The organism is Micromonospora sp. CA-246542, assembly GCF_050942905.1.
In the GTDB taxonomy this organism is placed as follows: Bacteria; Actinomycetota; Actinomycetes; order Mycobacteriales; family Micromonosporaceae; genus Micromonospora.
This window is the reverse complement of sequence record NZ_CP192040.1, coordinates 1,353,614-1,371,449: the sequence shown is the minus strand read 5'-3', so window position 1 is coordinate 1,371,449 and position 17,836 is coordinate 1,353,614. Positions and strand designations below refer to the sequence as shown.

The following is a 17,836-nucleotide window of genomic DNA, read 5'->3' as shown; positions in this document are numbered from 1 at the left end:
ACAGCGGAGGGGAGCCGGCATGCGTCTGCACGTGGGGTGCGCCATGTGGAGTCACCGGTCGTGGCCGGGGCACTCGCTGCCGTCCGGAGAGCGCCTCCGGCACTACGCCAGTTGGTGCGATGCCGTGGAGGGCAACACCACCTTCTACGCGACCCCGACCCGGGACACCGTGGCATCCTGGGCCGCGCAGACCGAGGCCGGCTTCCGATTCGTCCTCAAGCTGCCCAAGGTCGTCACGCACGAACGTCGGCTCACCAACGCCGACGAGCCGCTGCACGCCTTCCTGGACGCGATCGAGCCCCTCGGCCCACGCGTCCACGCCCTCTGGATTCAACTGCCGGGGTCGTTCGCGCCGTCCGACGTACCCATGCTCGGCCGGTTCCTCGCGCAACTCCCGGCTTCCCACCGCTACGCCGTGGAGGTCCGCCATCCCGCGTTCTTCACCGAACCCCGCGCGACCCGGCTGCTCGAGGAGACCCTCACCGGGGCGTCGGCCGAGTGGATCCCCTTCGACACCACCGCGTTCTTCAGCCGCCCGCCGACAAGTGACGCCGAACGCGACGCCTGGATGAAGAAACCCCGGGTGCCGCTGCGGTCCGTCGCGCTGACCGACCGCCCGATCGTGCGTTACCTGGGCCGCGACGACGACACCCGGACCGTGCGGGGGTGGCAGCGTTGGGTCGAGGTCACCGCCGGCTGGCTGCGCGAGGGGCGCTCCCCCACCATGTTCGTCCACACACCGGACAACGCCGACGCGCCGCGGCTCGCCCGGCGGTTCCACGACGAGGTACGCGCCCACGTGCCGGGCCTCGACCCGCTGCCCGACCCGATTGCCGTCGAGCCGCTGACCCTCTTCTGACCACCCACGTCACGGCTGTCGGTCGAGCAGCGTGTCGAGGTGATGGGCGGTGCTGATCAGCGAGAGGTGACTGAACGCCTGCGGGAAGTTGCCGATCTGTTCACCGGTGGGGGCGATCTCCTCCGAGTAGAGCCCCAACGGCGTGCTGTAGGTCAGCATCTTCTCGAACGTCAACCGGGCGTCGTCGAGCCGTCCGGACTGAGCGAGGGCCTGGACGTACCAGAAGGTGCACATGCTGAAGGTGCCCTCGGAGCCGGCGAGACCGTCGGGCGAGGCTTTCGGGTCGTACCGGTAGACGAGACTGTCCGAGACCAACTCGTTGTCGATCGCCCGCATCGTCGACAGCCACATCGGATCGTTCGGCGCGATGAATCCGACCCCGGGCATCGCGAGCAGCGAGGCGTCGGTGATGTCGCTGCCGTAGTGCTGCACGAAGGCCTGCCGTCCCCGATGGAATCCCCGCGCGATGACCTGCTCGTAGACGGCGTTGCGTTGGTCCGCCCACCGGGTGATGCTCGCGGGACGCCCCCGGTTGTGCGCGATGCGGATGGCACGGTCGAACGCGAGCCAGCACATCATCCGCCCGTAGGTGAAGTCCTGCCGGCCGGATCGGGTCTCCCAGATGCCGTCCTCGGGCTGGTCCCAGTGGTCGCAGAGCCAGTCCATCAGGCCGGCCGTCTTGCGCCACCCCTCGTACGACGTCATCAGTCCGCTCTGGTCGGCCAAGTGCAGCGAGTTCAGCGCCTCGCCGTAGATGTCCAGCTGTAACTGGCCCGCCGCGCCGTTGCCGATCCGCACCGGCGCCGACCCGCGATACCCCTCCAGGTGGGGCAGCACCTCCTCGGGGAGGTCCGGCGAGCCGTCGATGCGGTACATGATCTGCAGCGGCAGGCCGCCGTCGTGGGCCTCCTGGATGCGTGCTTCGAGCCACGACAGATATTTCTGGGCCTCATCGGTGAAACCGACGCTGAGCAACGCGTGCACCGAGAACGAGGCATCGCGGATCCAGGTGTAGCGGTAGTCCCAGTTCCGCGGGCCGCCGATCTGCTCCGGCAACCCCGCCGTCGGCGCGGCGACCAGGGCGCCCGTCGGGGCGTACGTCATCAGCTTGAGGGTCATGGCCGACCGCTCGACATTCTCCCGCCAGCGACCGGTGTACGAGGTTCGCAGGGCCCACCGACGCCAGTGGTCCCGGGTTTCGGCGAGCAGATCGCAGGCCTCTCCGGTGGTGAGAGCCCGGGGTGGGTGGGGGCAGGCCGTCTCCAGCACGACCCCACCGATGTCGCCCTCGTGCAACTCGTAACGGACGCAGACGCCCTCCGCGTCCCGGTGGATCGCCCCGTTGTCGACAAGCCGCTTCGCGTCCTTGAACGCAGTCAGGGTGAGCGAGAGGGTCGAGCTGCGAAAGACGTCGCCCTCCGGATGGACCTCCAACTCGTACGGATCTCGCCCGTAGTTGAACCGGGGCCGGCAGTCGAAGCGGAAGCGCATGCTTCCCCGAACCATCCGGACCAGCCGGACCAGCCGGTGCCGGTCGGTGGCCTGCTCGCCCGTTACGGGCATGAAGTCCAACAGCTCGCCCACGCCGTCGGCACTGTGGAAGCGGGTGATCAGGATCGGCGTGCCGGGTAGGTAGAGCTGTTTGCTCGAATACTCGATCTCGTCGGGCGAGAGTTGGAAGTGTCCGCCCTTGTCGCGGTCGAGCAGGGCGGCGAAGACACTCGGCGAGTCGAAGCGCGGCGCGCAGAACCAGTCGATCGTTCCGTCCCTACTGATCAGCGCGGCGGTCTGCAGGTCGCCGATCAGGCCGTGCTCCTCGATCCCCGGATATCGCGTCTGCACACTGAGCCCCCTCGTCAGGCTGACGGCGACTACCCGGGAAACCGCTCGCTACACGAACGCCGCCCCGAGATCCGGCGAGGGGTGTCGGTGGCCGCCGATAGCGTGACCGTTCGACGACATCGACGGAAGGACACCGGATGAGCCTGCGCGGATTCGCCACCCTCAACATCTGGGCCGACGACGTGGCGGCGGCCACCGACTGGTACGCCGGATTCCTGGGCCAGGAGGCCTACTTCTCGCGACCCGGCCCGGACGGGCGTCCCGCCTACACCGAGTTCCGCCTCGGCGACTACCAGGCGGAGCTGGGCATCATCGACCGCCGGTACGCGCCCCCGGGCGCGGCGAGCGGGCCCGGCGGGGCGATCATGCACTGGCACGTCGACGACCTCGACGCCACCGTGGAACGGCTCCTGGCCCTGGGCGCCACCGAGTACCAACCGATCACGCCTCGCGGAGACACTGGTTTCGTGACGGCGTCGGTGGTGGACCCCTTCGGCAACGTCCTGGGCGTCATGACCAACCCGCACTACCTCGACATCCTCGCCTCACTCCGGGCGACCTGAGCTCGGCGTCCCCGTTTCCGCCGCTCGATCCTGGTAGTCCTGATCCACCGCCTGTCGCACCAGCGCCGCCGCCCGCTCGGTCTCGATTCCGCTGGCGATCAGCAGATCGTGGGCGGCTGCTCGGAACTCTCCCACCGCGACCAACCCGGAATAGCCGAGACGATGGATGTGCGGGCGGGTGGAGTCCCGGACGGCTCCCTGCGCGCGCCCGACCAGGTCGACGCCCGCCAGGATCTTCTCGCGCGCCTCCCGGGGCTCGGCAGCGGCCTGGATCGCCCGGCGCAGCGTTGGCAGCGCGTCCGCCAGCAGGTCGATGGCCTGCGGAAACTCCTCGGGAATCGGCTCGCCGTCCTTCAGCGCGGTGGTCAGTCGCCGGCACAGTGACCGGCAACCGTGCAGGCTCCGTTCCAGATGCCGGATCGACGTGGTGTAGAAGTCCAGTGAGTCGCGCTCGCGCCACCGCAGGGGCGCGAGCCGCGTCACCTCCTGGGCGGCGCTGAGCCCGTCGTTGAGAGCGGCCAGGCGGGGATCCAGCTCCCGCAACCCGCGCAGGCTCCGCTCGGCCTCCGCGAGGTCGCGCTTGCGCAGCGCCATCGCCAGCTCGCGCATGATGTCGGCCGCCGGCCCGACCACCGGCTCGGCCAGCCGCAGCAGCGTCCGCTGCGGATGAATGGGCACCAGCAGCAGACCGACCCCCAGCCCGACCAGCCCCCCGACCGCCGCATCGACGAAGCGGGGGACGGACAGGTCCCGTAGCGGCGGCTCCAGGGTCGCGATCAGCACCGCCGTGCCGCCGGCCTGGGTCAGCAGCGAACCGCCCCCCTTGAGCAGGATGGCGACCCCGATCGCCAGCACGACGACCACACCGGTCTGCCAGAACCCGATGCCGAAGAACGGCATCAGCACGTCACCGACCGCGAGCCCCAGGGTCACCCCGACCAGCAGCTCGATGGTGCGCCGCAGGCGCGACCCCATCGACGCGGCCACGATGCCGACCGCCGTCGTCGGCGCCAGGACCGGGGAAGGATTGTCCAGGAACTGGTACGCCACGAACCAGGCGATCGCCGCGGCGATGCCGGCCTGCACCGCGAGCAGCCCGAACAGACGCAGCCGCCAGGCACGCGAGCGCAGCGCCCGTTGTGCCCACGCCCGTAGGCGGTCCACCCGGGCATCCCGGTGGTCCGCCGACTCCTGGTGGGCACACACCCGCGCCGCTTACCCGGCGCGGGAAAACCTATCCCGGCCGCGTCAATTGCCTGGGATCCATGCTTGTCGACGTCTGTTCTACTTGACAACGAGGATTCCCTCGGCGAAGGAGGCACCGCCATGTCCACCTCCGAGTTCAGCCCCGACGCCCTCCGTACGCTGATCCGCGCCGGCGCCTGGGTCGGCCGCGCCGACACCGAGAAGGCCGCCGTACACCTGTTGACCTTCACCAAGCTGCCGGACCAACCCGGCTTCGCGGACCTGGTCGAGGTCGTGCAGATCCCCGAGTACGACGACGGCCACGACATCCAGGTGGCGGTGATCCGCGACTGGCCCGCGCTGCTCGCGCTACCGGCGGTCGAGCACCTGCACACCGACGACCAACGACTGCTCGCCCTGGCCGGCAGCCTCGCCACCGGGCAGCCGGTCGACCTGGCCGCCAACGCCGCCGTGAAGGGCCACGAGCACGCGGCGAAGGTCGCCGAAGCGATGGTGATCGCCGCCGGCTACCACCTGAAGTACGAGGTCAAGGCAACTGCACGACTCACCACGAGGTTCGCCAAGGCCTAACGATCCGCGTGGGGGGTCGGCCTGTCATGTCTCCTCGGTCTGAGGAACAGGCTGACCGGATTCCCGTCGTACCCGGCGACAAGAGCAAGCTTCGCCCGGCCGCACGGCCACGGTTGGCCGCACGCACGGCAGAGCCAGATCGGGCGCAACGGGACGTGCGCTCTTTGCCCGGCGTTGGGGCGTTGGGACTGCGTGGTACGGCGACTCATCGCTCATCACGCCTGCTCTCTCGCGCGTGGCGTGTTACTTCGCGACTCTTGCTCTTGAGTGTTCCGACCATGTGTCCACACAAACCCCGGTAGGCGCTGGATCCCAGCGCGTCGATGGCGCAGAACTGGCGCATCCCCATTGCGTCACAGAGGGTGAGCTGGATGAATGGTTCAGTGAGGGTCGCGGTGAAGGGAGGCTGCGCATGACGGATAGACGTCGGCGCCGGCTGGCCCAGCGCCGCAAGGCGACCGGGCTCAGCCAGGAACGCCTCGCAGAGGCGCTCGGCGTCGACCGCTCCACCGTCGCCCGGTGGGAACGGGCGGAGACCGACCCGCAGCCCTGGCACCGGCCGCGCCTGGCCGCAGCACTCAATCTGTCGATCGAGGAAGTGGTGGCATGCGAGGCGGGACGGGCGAGGCCGTCCGGCATCATCGAATCGAGTCTTCGACAAGATCAGATCAACAGCATCCCCATACTGCGTACCTGAAGACGTCAATGGTTGGCGGCGGGGTGGGGCTAGCCTCTGGGTCATGCCCGCGCCTGCCACACGTCCGTTGCTGTTCCTTGACGTGGACGGCACTCTGATCCCACTCGGCACTCCCACGGCGGCTCAGCCGGGCATATCGCAGGGCCGTATGGAGCCGCCGGTCCTATCGGCCAACACTCATCCCCTGCTGTACAGGGTCAATCCGGAACACGGCCGACGGCTGGCATCCCTGCGGTGTGATCTGGTGTGGGCGACGACCTGGATGACCGACGCGAACGACCTGCTCACGCCACTGCTTGGTCTGCCGACACTGCCCGTCGTGGACTGGCCCGATTCCGACGAGATGGGGCTGCTGCACTGGAAGACCCGCGGACTGGTCGAGTGGGCGCAGGGGCGCCCCTTCGTCTGGGTTGACGACGAGATTTCCCACGCCGATCAGCAGTGGGTGTCGGCACATCACCACGGGGCGGCCCTGCTCCATCGAGTCGACCCACGCCGCGGGCTGACCGAGCACGACTTTGCAGTTATCGAGAGCTGGCTCAGCCGGGCGCTGTAGGGCGACCCCAACGCCGTCGTCGTTGCACCTTGACGGACAGTCTCCGACTCGGGATCGGAGTTGGCGTACTGCACGCTACGGATGGCCGGCTGATCTGCTCTACGAGTAGGGCATATTCGGAAGCCGGTCGTCTTCGCATCCGGTCTGGGGTAGCCCGGATGCAGCGGCGATGGCCTCGACGGCCTCGTCGAGCCCGGTCGTCTCGGGCAGGACGAGTTCGTCAGGCCAGCCCAGGACGTCGTGAGCGGCGTACCAGCCGCTCATGTGATCAGCGGTGAACTCACTGGCCTGCGGGCGGGTGAGGTGCCGGCGCAGGGTCTCAGCCAGCGACACGTCGAGATAGCAGAACAGCGACCGGCCGCGGTGGTCGTCCCGCAGCGCGGTCAGCATGTCTCGGTACCGGCTGGTGTGCATGATGCCTTCCAGGACCACGTGATAGCCGTGGTCCAGCGCGAACCGCACGGTCTGCCCGATCAACGCCGGCGCCGCCCCGCCGGGCTTGTCCCGCTCGCGAAGCAGGATGCGGCGCAGGTAGTCCTGCTCGACGAGGGCGCAGCCCCGGCCGTGCCGGCGTCGTAGCTCGCGGCCGATGCTGCTCTTGCCCGAGCCGGAGTTCCCTCGGAGGCAGACGAGGATCGTGTCCCGGCTGCCGACGGGCTCAGCGACCACGATGCCTCCTCGGCTCACATCACTCCCGGATCTCCATGTCGGTCACCAGACCCCTGTCGAAGCGGTACACATGCGTCACGGTGTGGTCGGCGAGTTTGGCTCCGGCCTTGTCGTGTACCACCTGATGAACGGTGACGGCAATACGGCCGTCGGCCTCCGTACTGAACGCGGTCGGCGTGACGGTGGGTTCGATCTGCTCCCACTGTCGACGCCAGTAGGCAGCCACCATCTCCCGGCCGTGGACCATGCCTCCTTCCCAACCGTTGGGCCAAGAGACGTCCGGCGTCAGGGCGGCCAGCAGGGCGGGGACGTCACGCTCGTTGAAGGCCGCGTAGAGGTTGGTGAGCAGGGCCTGTGCCGGCGAGTTCATCCAGCCAGCATGGCCGGTGGTCAGGACCTCACCACGCCCTCTTCGCTGTCGGCAGAAGAGCGTCGTCGTGCCTGAGAGGGTGGCCGGGCAACCTCGGGACCGAGATGATGCTTGTCTATCAGCGTTCTGACACCGCGCCGTCGTTGTCTTCGCCTGCTGGCGTGACGGAGGGTGGATGCTGCGGGAAGGAGCAGACGCTTGGGCCAACGGGAGGCGGCACGACCAGAGCCCCGGAACGCAACAGAGGCATCCTTCAATCGACAAGCCGCACTCGACGTGTGGCGTCGTGGGCACTTGCTGCAGGAGCAGCTCACCGCCTTCGGGTCGGCTCGAACAGCCGCCGAGCTTGAGGCGGCAGAGCTGTACCGCCAACGACAGCAGGATGCCGTGATCGAGGGATTGCGGGGCACGCCGGTCCAGGAACTCCGATCCGTACGGCCGGGTCTGCGACTCGCGCCGAGCCTGGAGCGGCGAGGTTATCGCACAGTCCTGGACGTGTTGCTCGCATCGCACGGTGATCTCCTACGACTGCCCGGAGTAGGGAGCCACAGCGCTGCGGCCATAGTCGATGCGGCGCAGACGCTCCGGCGCCTTTTCGAGCAGAGTGCCTCAGTGCGCTTGGATGCCACCCGCAGGAACCCGGCCTTGGAGCCGCTGTTGCGGGCTCTGTGGGTGCTTCGCATTGTCACCGAGTTGCACGCCGATGGCAGCGCCCGCCTGGGCTCTCTCGCTGACGACCTGGACGACGCTCTGCGTAGGGCGAAGCGCGCCACATACAGAGGCGGGCTGCTGTTCGCTCGGGCAGCCACCAAGGCGGCGGCGTGGTCAGCGGTAGCGGAGGTGGAGCGACTGTTGACTAGTCGCCAAGCAGACGCAGCGGCGACGCTTCTTGCCCGGCGGGACCAACTGAGCACCCACGCGCTAACTGCCGGCCGGAATGCCCTGTGGGCCGACTTCGCACGCCACGCCGCGGTCTACAACACGCTGCTTGAGCGGGTCAGCGGTAGCACGACAGACGGTGCCGCTGCGCATGGACATCTGCCGCAGGCTCTGCAGAACCAGGCCGGGCAGATCGGGCTGGACCTGAGGAGGTTACGCGTCACGTTGCGTGGCTATCAGGCTTTCGGAGTCCGGTACGCGCTCCTGCAACGGCGTTGCATCCTCGGTGACGAGATGGGGTTGGGCAAGACGATCGAAGCCATCGCGGTCTGCGCCCACCTCGCTGCCGCCGGAGGGCGTCACTTCCTCGTCGTCTGCCCGGCCAGCGTCATCGTGAACTGGCTCAACGAGATCGCATCCCACAGCACACTGCCCGCCCACCGGCTACACGGGCCGCAACGCGACGAAGCGATTCGCCGATGGCACGCCGACGGCGGAGTGGCGGTCACCACCTTCGAAACGTTGAGCCGGCTGTCGTTACCCCAAGATCTCCGCCCCGGAGTCGTCATCGTGGACGAGGCGCAATTGATCAAGAATCCTGCGGCCCAGCGGTCCCAGGCCGTCGCCGTGCATCTCGCCCACGCGCCCCGAGCCCTGTTCCTGACCGGCACACCAATGCTGAACCGCGTCGACGAGTTCCGAAACTTGATCCGCTACCTGAACCCCCCAGTGGCCGCCACTATCAACGTCACGGACGGATTGGCCGGCGCCGCCAGCTTCCGCCGCAAGGTCGCCAACGTGTATCTCCGCCGCAACCAGAAGGACGTCCTCGACGAACTTCCGGACCTGATCGAGGTCGCGGACTGGGTCGAGATGGGTCAGGCAGAGACACGCACGTACCAGCGGGCGGTCGCGGCCCGGCGGTTCGCCGACATGCGTCGTGCCGCCGTGGTCGCCGACGGATCACGAATGCCTGCGAAGGTGGAGCGCCTGCGCGAGGTCGTCCAGGAGGCCGCGGACAACGGATGGAAGGTCGTGGTCTTCTCCTTCTTTCTGGAGGTCCTGGACCGCGTACGCGTGAGCCTGCAAGAAGGAACGCCGACGTTCCTGCTTTCCGGGACCGTCCCCGTCGCCGCTCGGCAGCAGGTCGTGGACGACTTCAGCGGTACGGACGGCCACGCGGTCCTGGTCAGCCAGATCGGCGTTGGCGGGGTGGGTATCAATCTGCCAGCGGCGTCGGTGGTCGTGCTCGTCGAGCCGCAGCTCACCCCGGCACACGAGGAGCAGGCCATCCGGCGGTGCTACCGGATGGGTCAGACCCGCGGTGTACGGGTTCACCGCCTACTGGCCAGAAACACCGTGGATCAGCGGTTGGTGGAGATGCTCGGACGCAAGAGCGCCCTGATCCGCGCATACACCCACGACAGCGTTGCGAAGATGGCTGACCCGTCGGCGACTGACGGCAGCTACGTCGACCACGACCTCCTCACCGATGAGGCGATCCCGCTCGACCGGCGGATCATCATGGTCGAGCGTCAGCGCCTTGGCCTCGACGAACGGCGGGCGTCCTGACGGCGCGGCGTTGCCGGACCACGACCTTCCAGGACCGACCCGCAAAAACGACACGGCCCCGCCCCGGTTTGAACCACCAGGTCAGGGCCTTGATCGTTGGTGCGCCGCCAGGGACTCGAACCCCGAACCCGCGGATTAAGAGTCCGCTGCTCTGCCAGTTGAGCTAGCGGCGCTCGCTGACAACGACGAGCACGCTAACACGCCCGCGGACCGGCCCCGGAACCCATCCCCGGCCCGCGTTCAGTGCGCCGGATTGGGCGTGTGCGGCAGTTTGCCGAGTTGCTTCCAGTTCGTCTCGGCGACGTCCACGCCGTAGTGCTTGGCGGCGGCGAGGATGTTCTGGAAGGCCAAGTCGCGGTCCGCGTCGGTGACGCCCTGCACCTGGTCGAAGCGGGCGATGGCGTTGCGGACGTGGCTCGCGTCGGTCATCGGCTCCTTGCGCTTGCCGGGGAAGGCGAAGACGGTCTCCGGCAGCTCGCGCTTGTCCTTGTCGGTCAGGCCGCCGTGCTTCTCGTGGGGCTTCCAGGTCGACTTCATCGCCCACCATTACCCATTTTTCGTCCAGACGTACGCCCGGACCGGCTTGATTAAGAGTGTTTAAAGACCATGTCCGGCACGCGCGGCGAATGCCTACCATACGGCGACCCGTGACCGTTTGGGTCAGCCTGTCGTGTGTTCGTTGGGAGTGACCCGTGTCGTACGAAGGCCCGCCGCCGTCGCGTCATCGTCCCCCGGGATGGGCCACCCACAAGAGACTGAGTGTCGCCGCGGGCGCGGCCGTCGTGCTCGTCGTCGCGGCCGGGGCCGTGTACCTGGGCAACGGTGCCGCGCAGTCCGAGCCGTCGAACGCGGCCAACGCCGCCGAGTACCCATCGCCGTCGGCCGGGCCGGTGGAGCCGTCCGGAACGGCGGTGTCGGCCCCCGCGACACCTTCGGTCTCCGCTACTCCGTCGACCGGCGCGACGCCGTCGGCCGCTACCGCACCGAAGGTTCCCACCACCGGCTGGGTTCCGATCGACCGGGCGGCCTGGAAGGCGCAGGCCGACGCGTACCAGGCGCTGAAGATCGACCCCGCCCCGGCCGGTGTCGGCGACCTTCCGGAGTTCCGGGCGGACTGCCAGTACAGCCACCGACGGCCGGACGACCCGATCGTCGCCCCCGGCCTCCCGGGCGCCTCACACATGCACTCCTTCGTCGGCAACAAGGCCGTCGACGCGAACACCGTCGCCGGAGACCTGACGGAGTTCACGGCCACGTCCTGCAAGCCGATCCAGGATCACTCCGCGTACTGGGTGCCCACGCTCTACGACAACGCGACCGGTAAGCCGGTCGAGACCAGCGGCTTCCGGGTCTACTACCGCTCGCTCACGAAGAACTCGACCGGTCAGATGCCCATGCCCAACGGCCTGCGCATGATCTCCGGGGACGCCAAGAAGAAGCAACCGACACCGCGCGGCGCGACCGGCCAGTTCTACTGCGCCTTCTACGGTCCCGGCGACCTCGACGGCGTCGCCCGCAGCACCAACGGCAACTGGCCGATCTGCGGCGGGACCGCGACGCTGCACTTCATGCTGCAGTTCCCGGACTGCTGGGACGGCAAGCACCTGGACAGCCCCAACCACAAGGACCATGTGGCGTACGGCAGCGGTGGCACCTGCCCGCCCGGCCACCCGGTTCGGATCCCGGCGATCACCTTCGACATCCAGTACCCGGCCAAGGGCACCCCGGCGGGCTATTACCTCTCCTCCGACAAGGCGGGCAAGAGCGCCTCGTCGATGCACGGCGACGCGTTCGTGATGTGGGACGTCAACACCATGAACAAGCGCACCAAGAACTGTGTCCTGGGACGCCGGACCTGCGACAACTACGGCTACCAGAAGTAGTCGGGGCCGGACCGAAGAACGGCCCGGCCCCGACTGACGATCGCCTAGCTACGCAGCGTCCACTGCTGGTTGGCGCCGCCGTTGCACGACCAGAGGATGATCTTCGTGCCGTTGGCGCTGGCCGCGCCGTTGGCATCGAGACAGAGCCCGGACTGGCCGTTCGTGATGGTGCCGTTGCTGTTGATGTTCCACTGCTGGTTGGCGCCGCCGTGGCAGTCCCAGATGATGACCTGGGTGCCGTTGGCCGTGCCTGCCCCGGAGGCGTCCAGGCACTTGTTGCCGTACACCATCAGCTGCTTGCTGGACGTGGAGGTCCACCGCTGGTTGGTGCCGCTGCCGCAGTCCCAGAGCTGCACCTGGGTGCCGTTGGTGGTCGAGGAGTTGGGGACCTCGACGCAGCGGCCGGACTGGCCGCCCACGAGCTGGCCGCCCTGCTGGGTGCCGCCGCCACTCTGCTGCCGGACGAGGGAGGTCGACTCCGCCGAGCGGTTGCCCTGGGCGTCGACGACGTAGAGGCGGTACTCGCCCTGGGTCGACGGCACGGCGATGGACGTGGCGTTACCGGCCGCCCGCGTCATCGTCGCCCCGGCCGTGAAGGTGGTCGTGCCCAACGGGGCCAGCCAGACCGACTTGCCGGCGTCGCCGGTGCTCCGGATCGGGATCGTCGCCGTGGCGCTGGTGACGTACGTGCTGGCCGGCAGCACGTAGTTGGAAACGGAGAACCTACTGGCCGGGATGATGTCCCGGTAGGCGTCCTCGAGGCCGGAGTTGGCCGCGATGCCGTACGCCGCCGCCGGCCAGACGTAGTCGGAGGAGACGAGGATGTCGGCGACCGTGCTGTTCGGCAGGTTCTTGTTCGACACCTTGTTGATCGGGCCGTAGATCTGCGTGATGCTCAGGTCGTGCTTCCGACCGAAGTCGTCGGAGTTGATCATCCAGGTGACGTTCTTGTCGATGCTCAGGACGTTGTCCCGGAAGGTGATGTACGCCGAGCCCTCGTCGGGGTGGAGTCCGTACTTGTGGCCCGAGGGCACGCCCTGGAGGTAGTTGTTGGTGATCGTGGTCCCGGGCTGGCTGCCCAGCGTGTAGATGGGCGCCGTGTCACTGAGGCGCTGGACCGTGTCGATGATGTGGTTGTAGCTGATGGTGTTGTTCCGCGCCGTCGTGGTCGGCCGGTTGGGCGCGATCGAGCCCGATGACCCGTCGAAGTTCCACCAGCCCCAGCCCATCGTGATGCCCGACCAGGGGGCCTTCTCGATCCGGTTGCGCTGGATCGTCAGGGTGTCGACGAAGTACGCCGAGATGGGGCTGTGCCCGTTGAACAGCACCGCGCTGTCGTACAGGTAGTTGTTCTTGATCTCGATGTTCTTCGGTAGTCCCTCGACCTGCGGGAGGTACTTCTCCCGGTTGCTCGACGTGCCGTCTCCGATGTAGACGTGCTGGGGATGGCCGACGTCGATGGCGGAGCCGGCGATGTCGTTCGTGTAGTTCCCGATCAACTGCGAGTTCTGCACGTCGTTGACCATGCTGATGCCGTCGGCGCCGGTGTGCTGGACCCGGTTGCGTTGCAGGAGGATCCCGTCGGCGTTCTGCACCTGGACGATGCCGGGCGTGACGTCCACGTTGCGGTAGTAGTAGACGTGGAAGTTGCCCTTCGCGTACGCCTGCGCGCCGAGGTTGCCCTGCTGCGCCTGCTTGAAGGACGAGCCGGCGACGTTGAACAGGTTCCAGTCGGAGTGCTGCACGGTCAGGCCGGAGAACGTGATGTTGCGCGCGTGGCTGGTGGTCGAGGCGCCGGCGACCCGCAGCACGGTGGTGACGTTGTTCGGCGCGTACACCGACGCGTTCGTCATGTCCTCGGAGCTGGCCTTGTAGTAATAGACCGTCTTGGTGCCCTTGTCGAAGTAGAACTCACCGGGGGCGTCCAGGAACTCGTACGCGTTCATGAGTTTGTGGCTGCCGCCGACCTGGGCGTTGCCGTTGAACGCGCCCTGCGCGATGGCCGCGCCCGGCTGCTGGAACAGGGCGACCCGGTTCGAGCCGTCGGTGGTCACCTGACGGACCCCGACGATGGCCGTGGTCCAGGTCGTGCCCGTCTCGATCTCGATGTCGTCCTGGTTGCGGGGGATGGCGGGGAAGTCGTTCTGGCTGTACTTCGCGCCGTCGCACTGGGAGCCCGACTCCCACGCCCAGGACGCCTGACCGGCGGTGACGTTGTACGTCCCGTAGCACCCGCCCGAGCTGACGGTCTTGGTCGCCATCTGCGCCCGCTTGTCGTTGACGTACAGCGTGCGCAGCTTGGTGCTGCGATCCAGCGGCGCCTTCCAGATGTTGCCGCTGTGCTGGGTCCATCCGGTGACCGGGACACCGCCGTCGAGGACGGGGGTCTCGCCGGGATAGGCGGCGTAGCTGATCCGGTACCCGTTGGTGCCGGAGTCGCTGGCGCCGAACTCGACGGTGCTGGTGACCGGGTATCTGCCGCCACGCAGGTAGACATTGATGTCGCCGGACATGTTCGCGTTAACAGTACGGACGACGTCCCGCGCGCGTTGCACCGTCTTGAACGGTGACGCCTGCGTGCCGGCGTTGGAGTCGTTACCGTCGGGGGCGACGTAGTACGTCTCCTGGACCGCGGCCGAGGCGGGCGATTGACTGATCACTACGGCCGGCAGCGTGGCGGCGACGAGCGCCGCCGCGAGCAGTGCCGTGCGGGTGGTGGATACGGCTGGTCTCACGTGCTGTCCTTTCTCACTTGTCGTCGACGTGGTGCCTGGGACGTGCATCGAGCGACAAGCAGGGAACAGCGACGCCACCAAGGATCGGCGGGGGGCGCGTGGTGCGGCCCGACCGCACTCTTTTGCCAATCGCTACGAAGTCTTGGGCGGAGCGTATGTCAGACGTGTGACGAATGCAATACGAGATTGGGGCCCATCTATGTCTAAATGCCAATCAAAAGCGCAAAGCAGACGGGTAGCCCGAGGCTTGATCACCGATCATCCGATGAATCCACAACCGGGTCGGGCCGGGGCGCACCAGCACCCCGGCCCGAGCCCTCCGGATCAGCGCAGCGAGAAGTCCGCCAGCCGCAGTGGAGAGTCGAACACCAGGTAGACGTCGTGGGTCCCGGCAACCCGGGCAACCTCGGCACTCACGCTGACGTACCGGTAGTCGTCGCCGGTGCTCGGCACGGTGGCCGTACCGAGCAGTCGGCCGGTGGGCGAGCCCAGCCGAACCTGGATCGTGCCGGTGCCCGCCGTGGCCTTGGCGACCCGCGCCGTGAAGGTGTGGCCGCCCGGACGCAGGGCGGACTTCCCGAAGGAGATCCACTGACCGGCGGCGGTGGCACCCACGGCCGTACCGCGTACCTTCGTCTCGTCGACGAGCCGGACCCCCGCGTACCCGTCGAAGTTCTCCGCGCGGGTCGTCCGGGTCAGGTCCCGGGCCGGGATCGTCTCACCGCGGACCGTGACCGCCGTGCGGGCCCGGACGTCGGTGGCGCTCGCGCCGACCGTCAGGTCGTACGCGGACGACTCGACCACCCACCGACTCCGGGTGACGTCCCAGTTCGCGAGGTCGGCGGCGGGCACCCGCAGCGTCACGGTGCGGGTCTGCCCGGGGGCGAGGTCGACCCGCTGGAACGACCTGAGCGCCCGGATCGGCGTCTTCACCCGCGAGGTGCGTTGGTGGCTGTAGAGCTGGACGACCTCGGAGCCGGCGCGGCTACCGGTGTTGGTCACGTCGACGCGGGCCGTGATGGTGCCGTCCGCCGCGACCGGACGGTCGTCGGCGTGGAGCTGGCCGTACCGGAAACCGGTGTACGACAGCCCGTGGCCGAACGGGTAGAGCGGCTTCGCGGTGCTGTACAGGTAGGTCTGCCCGGACGAGATGATGTCGTACTCCAGCAGGTCCGGCGGCAGTTGCCGGTCCGAGCGGTACCAGGTCTGGGTGAGCTTGCCGGACGGGTTGCGGTCGCCGAACAGGACGTCGGCGACGGCGTGACCCGTCTCCGCGCCCGCGTGGGTGGTCCACACGATCGCCGGCACGTGCTCCTGCTCCCACCCGATCGTGACCGGGTAGCTGGTCTGCAACACCAGCACCGTTCGCGGGTTGGCCTTCGTCACGGCCTTGACCAGCGCCTCCTGACCCGCGCTCAACGCCATCGAGGTGCGGTCGTGGGCCTCGCGCCCGTTGATGAACGGGTTGCTGCCGACGACCAGGACGGCGGTGTCGGCCGCCTTGGCCGCCGCCACGGCACGGTCGACTCCGCTACTGATCAGCTCACGCTGGAAGTGGGTCGCGTCCGCCGCGGTGGACGCGCCGAGGTTGAGCGCGCCGTCGTCGCCGACCGTGACGTACGTGTTGACGCCGAACCAGCTCTCCGTCGTCTCGTAGCCGGCGTAGCGCAATGCGACCGTCCCGTCGGCCTGCGGCTCCAGCGTGAACTGCTGCTGGACGTACCAACCGTTCGGCTGCTCGTCCCGGGTGACGAACGGCCCCCAGTTGTAGCCGAGGTAACGGCCGTTCGCGGCGTTGCGCAGGGTCACCACGTTCTGTCCCCAGTCGACGCTGTCGAACTGGGCCGCGAGCGAGGCGTCGGTGCCGGTGGCGGCGACCGGGTCCGCGTCGGTGGTGCCGGTAGCCGTCACGTACCGGCCGGTGGACGGGTCCTTCAGGGCGATCCGGTCCGCGCCGTCGAGCCCGTCGACGCTCGCGGAGCTGCCCAGCCGCTCGCGGATGCCGTCCAGCGCGGTCACCTGGTACGGCAGGTCGGCGCCGTACCAGTCGGTGTACAGGGTGTCGGCCAGTGGACCGAGCACGGCCACCTTGCGGGTCCGGGCCGGGTTCAGCGGCAGGGCCTGCCGCGAGTTCTTGAGCAGCACCATCGCCTCGCCGGCGGCCTGACGGGCCAGCCGTTGGTGTTCCGGGCTGTTGATGACGTCCGGGGTGATGCCGCCGTACCGGCCGCCGCCCGGATCGAACTCGCCCAGGCGGAAGCGCAGGTTCAGGATCTCGGCGATCCGGGCGTCGATGTCCGCCTCGGTGAGCAGGCCGCTGGCGAGGGCCTGCTTGATGGCGGTGACGGTCGGCTGGGCGTTGGTGTCGTCGGTGATGAAGCTGTTGAGGCCGGCCTTGACGATCGCGGCGTTCCCCTGCGCCTGCGTCGGGTAGTACCCCTGCGAGGCGACGAGGTTGTTCGGCGCCCAGGCGTCGGTGACGTTCATCAGGGGCTGGTCGGTCCAGCTCCGTACCACCGTCGCCAGGTCCGGATCGACGGTCGCCGGGCGGCCGTTGACCAGGTTGTACGAGGCCATCACGCCGGTCGCCGCGTCGGCGGCGATGGCCGGCTTGAAGGCGGCCCGGTCGTACTCGTTGAGCACCCGCGGCGGGACGTTCGACGAGGTGACGTCGCGCCGGACCTCGTTGTTGTAGGCCAGGTAGTGCTTGAGGGTCGGCGCGCTCTTGAGGTGGTCCGGGTCGCCGCCGGTCATCCCCGAGCCGTACGCGGTGGAGATCTTCGCGGTGAGCAGCGGGTCCTCGGAGTAACCCTCCTCGTTACGACCCCAGCGTGGGTCGCGGAGCAGGTTGACCACCGGCGCCCAGAGGTTGAGACCCCAGACCCGCGGGTTCTGCGCGTGGTAGCCGCGCGCCTCGTCACCCACGGCCGAGCCGACCCGCTGGATCAGGTCGGAGTTCCAGGTGCTCGCCATGCCCACCGGCTGCGGGAAGGACGTCCCACGGGCCTTGACCACCGCGCCGTTGTTGTCGATGTCGGTCGACCAGGCGACGCCGTGCAGCGCCTCGGTGCCGGTCTTGAACAGGCCGATGCCCAACCGGGGAACGGCCGGTTGGTACTGGTGCAGCCACGAGATCTTCTCGTCCAGGGTGAGCCGGCCGAGCAGGTCGTCGACCCGGACCTGGACGGGCAGGCGGGGGTCACGGAACGGGTAGGTGGGGTCGGCGTGTGCCGTGCCGGGGACGGTCGGCAGGGCGAGCAGGGCGAGCGCGAGCGCGGTGATTCCGCGCCGAAGGCGCCACTTCCGCATGCGGTTCTCCTCATGTCGTACGACAGGCGCGATTCAGCGCCAAGACCGGCGTGGCCAGGCTCGACACCCGGCTGACGGGCCTGAACGACGAATCGTCGAAACGCTTCGACGACCCGGCCGCGTAAC

General features: G+C 68.4%; 14 protein-coding genes and 1 tRNA gene. 7 read left to right on the top strand and 8 right to left on the bottom strand.

The window, feature by feature from the left end; translation table 11 throughout:
- Positions 1-43: 43 nt before the first annotated feature.
- Positions 44-859 carry a DUF72 domain-containing protein gene (locus ACQP0N_RS06515; protein WP_433121463.1) on the top strand — a complete coding sequence of 272 codons (816 nt, stop codon included), beginning with the start codon at positions 44-46 and terminating at the stop codon, positions 857-859.
- Positions 860-868: 9 nt separating this feature from the next.
- Here ACQP0N_RS06515 and ACQP0N_RS06510 read toward each other — a convergent pair whose 3' ends face one another.
- Positions 869-2,701, bottom strand: coding sequence for a glycoside hydrolase family 15 protein (locus ACQP0N_RS06510; protein WP_433118394.1), 1,833 nt, complete (start codon positions 2,699-2,701; stop codon positions 869-871).
- A gap of 137 nt (positions 2,702-2,838) precedes the next feature.
- On the opposite strand from ACQP0N_RS06510, the gene ACQP0N_RS06505 reads away from it, so the two are divergent.
- Entirely contained in the window at positions 2,839-3,264 is a 426-nt protein-coding gene (locus ACQP0N_RS06505) for a VOC family protein (RefSeq protein WP_433118392.1), read from the top strand.
- Here ACQP0N_RS06505 and ACQP0N_RS06500 read toward each other — a convergent pair.
- On the bottom strand, positions 3,247-4,428 hold the full coding sequence (locus ACQP0N_RS06500; RefSeq protein WP_433118390.1) for an FUSC family protein: 1,182 nt from the start codon (positions 4,426-4,428) through the stop codon (positions 3,247-3,249). The two genes, ACQP0N_RS06505 and ACQP0N_RS06500, sit on opposite strands and share 18 nt — an antisense overlap.
- Before the next feature lie 162 nt (positions 4,429-4,590).
- On the opposite strand from ACQP0N_RS06500, the gene ACQP0N_RS06495 reads away from it, so the two are divergent.
- The 3 genes from ACQP0N_RS06495 (at position 4,591) to ACQP0N_RS06485 (ending at position 6,293) form a co-directional block, all read left to right on the top strand.
- Entirely contained in the window at positions 4,591-5,040 is a 450-nt protein-coding gene (locus ACQP0N_RS06495; RefSeq protein WP_433118388.1) for a hypothetical protein, read from the top strand.
- Between the two features lie 412 nt (positions 5,041-5,452).
- Positions 5,453-5,737: a helix-turn-helix transcriptional regulator gene (locus ACQP0N_RS06490; RefSeq protein ID WP_433118386.1), complete on the top strand. Its 285-nt coding sequence runs from the start codon at positions 5,453-5,455 to the stop codon at positions 5,735-5,737.
- A 43-nt stretch (positions 5,738-5,780) separates the two neighbouring features.
- Positions 5,781-6,293 carry an HAD domain-containing protein gene (locus ACQP0N_RS06485; RefSeq protein WP_433118384.1) on the top strand — a complete coding sequence of 171 codons (513 nt, stop codon included), beginning with the start codon at positions 5,781-5,783 and terminating at the stop codon, positions 6,291-6,293.
- A gap of 99 nt (positions 6,294-6,392) precedes the next feature.
- On the opposite strand, the gene ACQP0N_RS06480 is transcribed toward ACQP0N_RS06485, so the two are convergent.
- Both ACQP0N_RS06480 and ACQP0N_RS06475 read right to left on the bottom strand, forming a co-directional pair.
- Positions 6,393-6,962 (bottom strand): kinase, encoded by a 570-nt coding sequence (locus ACQP0N_RS06480; protein ID WP_433118382.1) that lies wholly within the window; start codon positions 6,960-6,962, stop codon positions 6,393-6,395.
- 19 nt (positions 6,963-6,981) lie between these two features.
- Positions 6,982-7,332, bottom strand: a complete 351-nt coding sequence (locus tag ACQP0N_RS06475; RefSeq protein WP_433118380.1) for a nuclear transport factor 2 family protein — start codon at positions 7,330-7,332, stop codon at positions 6,982-6,984.
- A 294-nt stretch (positions 7,333-7,626) separates the two neighbouring features.
- Between ACQP0N_RS06475 and ACQP0N_RS06470 the strand changes: the two genes are divergently transcribed.
- Positions 7,627-9,783 (top strand): DEAD/DEAH box helicase, encoded by a 2,157-nt coding sequence (locus tag ACQP0N_RS06470; protein WP_433118378.1) that lies wholly within the window; start codon positions 7,627-7,629, stop codon positions 9,781-9,783.
- Between the two features lie 97 nt (positions 9,784-9,880).
- On the opposite strand, the gene ACQP0N_RS06465 is transcribed toward ACQP0N_RS06470, so the two are convergent.
- Together ACQP0N_RS06465 and ACQP0N_RS06460 are read right to left on the bottom strand one after the other, a co-directional pair.
- Positions 9,881-9,956: transfer RNA gene (locus tag ACQP0N_RS06465), tRNA-Lys, on the bottom strand.
- Positions 9,957-10,023: 67 nt separating this feature from the next.
- On the bottom strand, positions 10,024-10,320 hold the full coding sequence (locus ACQP0N_RS06460) for a DUF6582 domain-containing protein (protein ID WP_357173115.1): 297 nt from the start codon (positions 10,318-10,320) through the stop codon (positions 10,024-10,026).
- Between the two features lie 155 nt (positions 10,321-10,475).
- On the opposite strand from ACQP0N_RS06460, the gene ACQP0N_RS06455 reads away from it, so the two are divergent.
- Positions 10,476-11,666: a DUF1996 domain-containing protein gene (locus ACQP0N_RS06455; protein ID WP_433118374.1), complete on the top strand. Its 1,191-nt coding sequence runs from the start codon at positions 10,476-10,478 to the stop codon at positions 11,664-11,666.
- A gap of 44 nt (positions 11,667-11,710) precedes the next feature.
- On the opposite strand, the gene ACQP0N_RS06450 is transcribed toward ACQP0N_RS06455, so the two are convergent.
- The gene (locus ACQP0N_RS06450; protein ID WP_433118372.1) at positions 11,711-14,401 is read right to left on the bottom strand and encodes an RICIN domain-containing protein; all 2,691 of its coding nucleotides are present in this window, start codon (positions 14,399-14,401) and stop codon (positions 11,711-11,713) included.
- Between the two features lie 324 nt (positions 14,402-14,725).
- Entirely contained in the window at positions 14,726-17,710 is a 2,985-nt protein-coding gene (locus tag ACQP0N_RS06445) for a glycoside hydrolase family 3 C-terminal domain-containing protein (protein WP_433118371.1), read from the bottom strand.
- Positions 17,711-17,836: the final 126 nt, after the last annotated feature.

Coding starts and splice junctions, on each gene's coding strand:
- ACQP0N_RS06490 (WP_433118386.1), top strand. CDS start 5,453: ATGACGGATAGACGTCGGCGCCGGCTGGCCCAGCGCCGCAAGGCGACC.
- ACQP0N_RS06445 (WP_433118371.1), bottom strand. CDS start 17,710: ATGCGGAAGTGGCGCCTTCGGCGCGGAATCACCGCGCTCGCGCTCGCC.
- ACQP0N_RS06485 (WP_433118384.1), top strand. CDS start 5,781: ATGCCCGCGCCTGCCACACGTCCGTTGCTGTTCCTTGACGTGGACGGC.
- ACQP0N_RS06460 (WP_357173115.1), bottom strand. CDS start 10,320: ATGAAGTCGACCTGGAAGCCCCACGAGAAGCACGGCGGCCTGACCGAC.
- ACQP0N_RS06505 (WP_433118392.1), top strand. CDS start 2,839: ATGAGCCTGCGCGGATTCGCCACCCTCAACATCTGGGCCGACGACGTG.
- ACQP0N_RS06515 (WP_433121463.1), top strand. CDS start 44: ATGTGGAGTCACCGGTCGTGGCCGGGGCACTCGCTGCCGTCCGGAGAG.
- ACQP0N_RS06495 (WP_433118388.1), top strand. CDS start 4,591: ATGTCCACCTCCGAGTTCAGCCCCGACGCCCTCCGTACGCTGATCCGC.
- ACQP0N_RS06475 (WP_433118380.1), bottom strand. CDS start 7,332: ATGAACTCGCCGGCACAGGCCCTGCTCACCAACCTCTACGCGGCCTTC.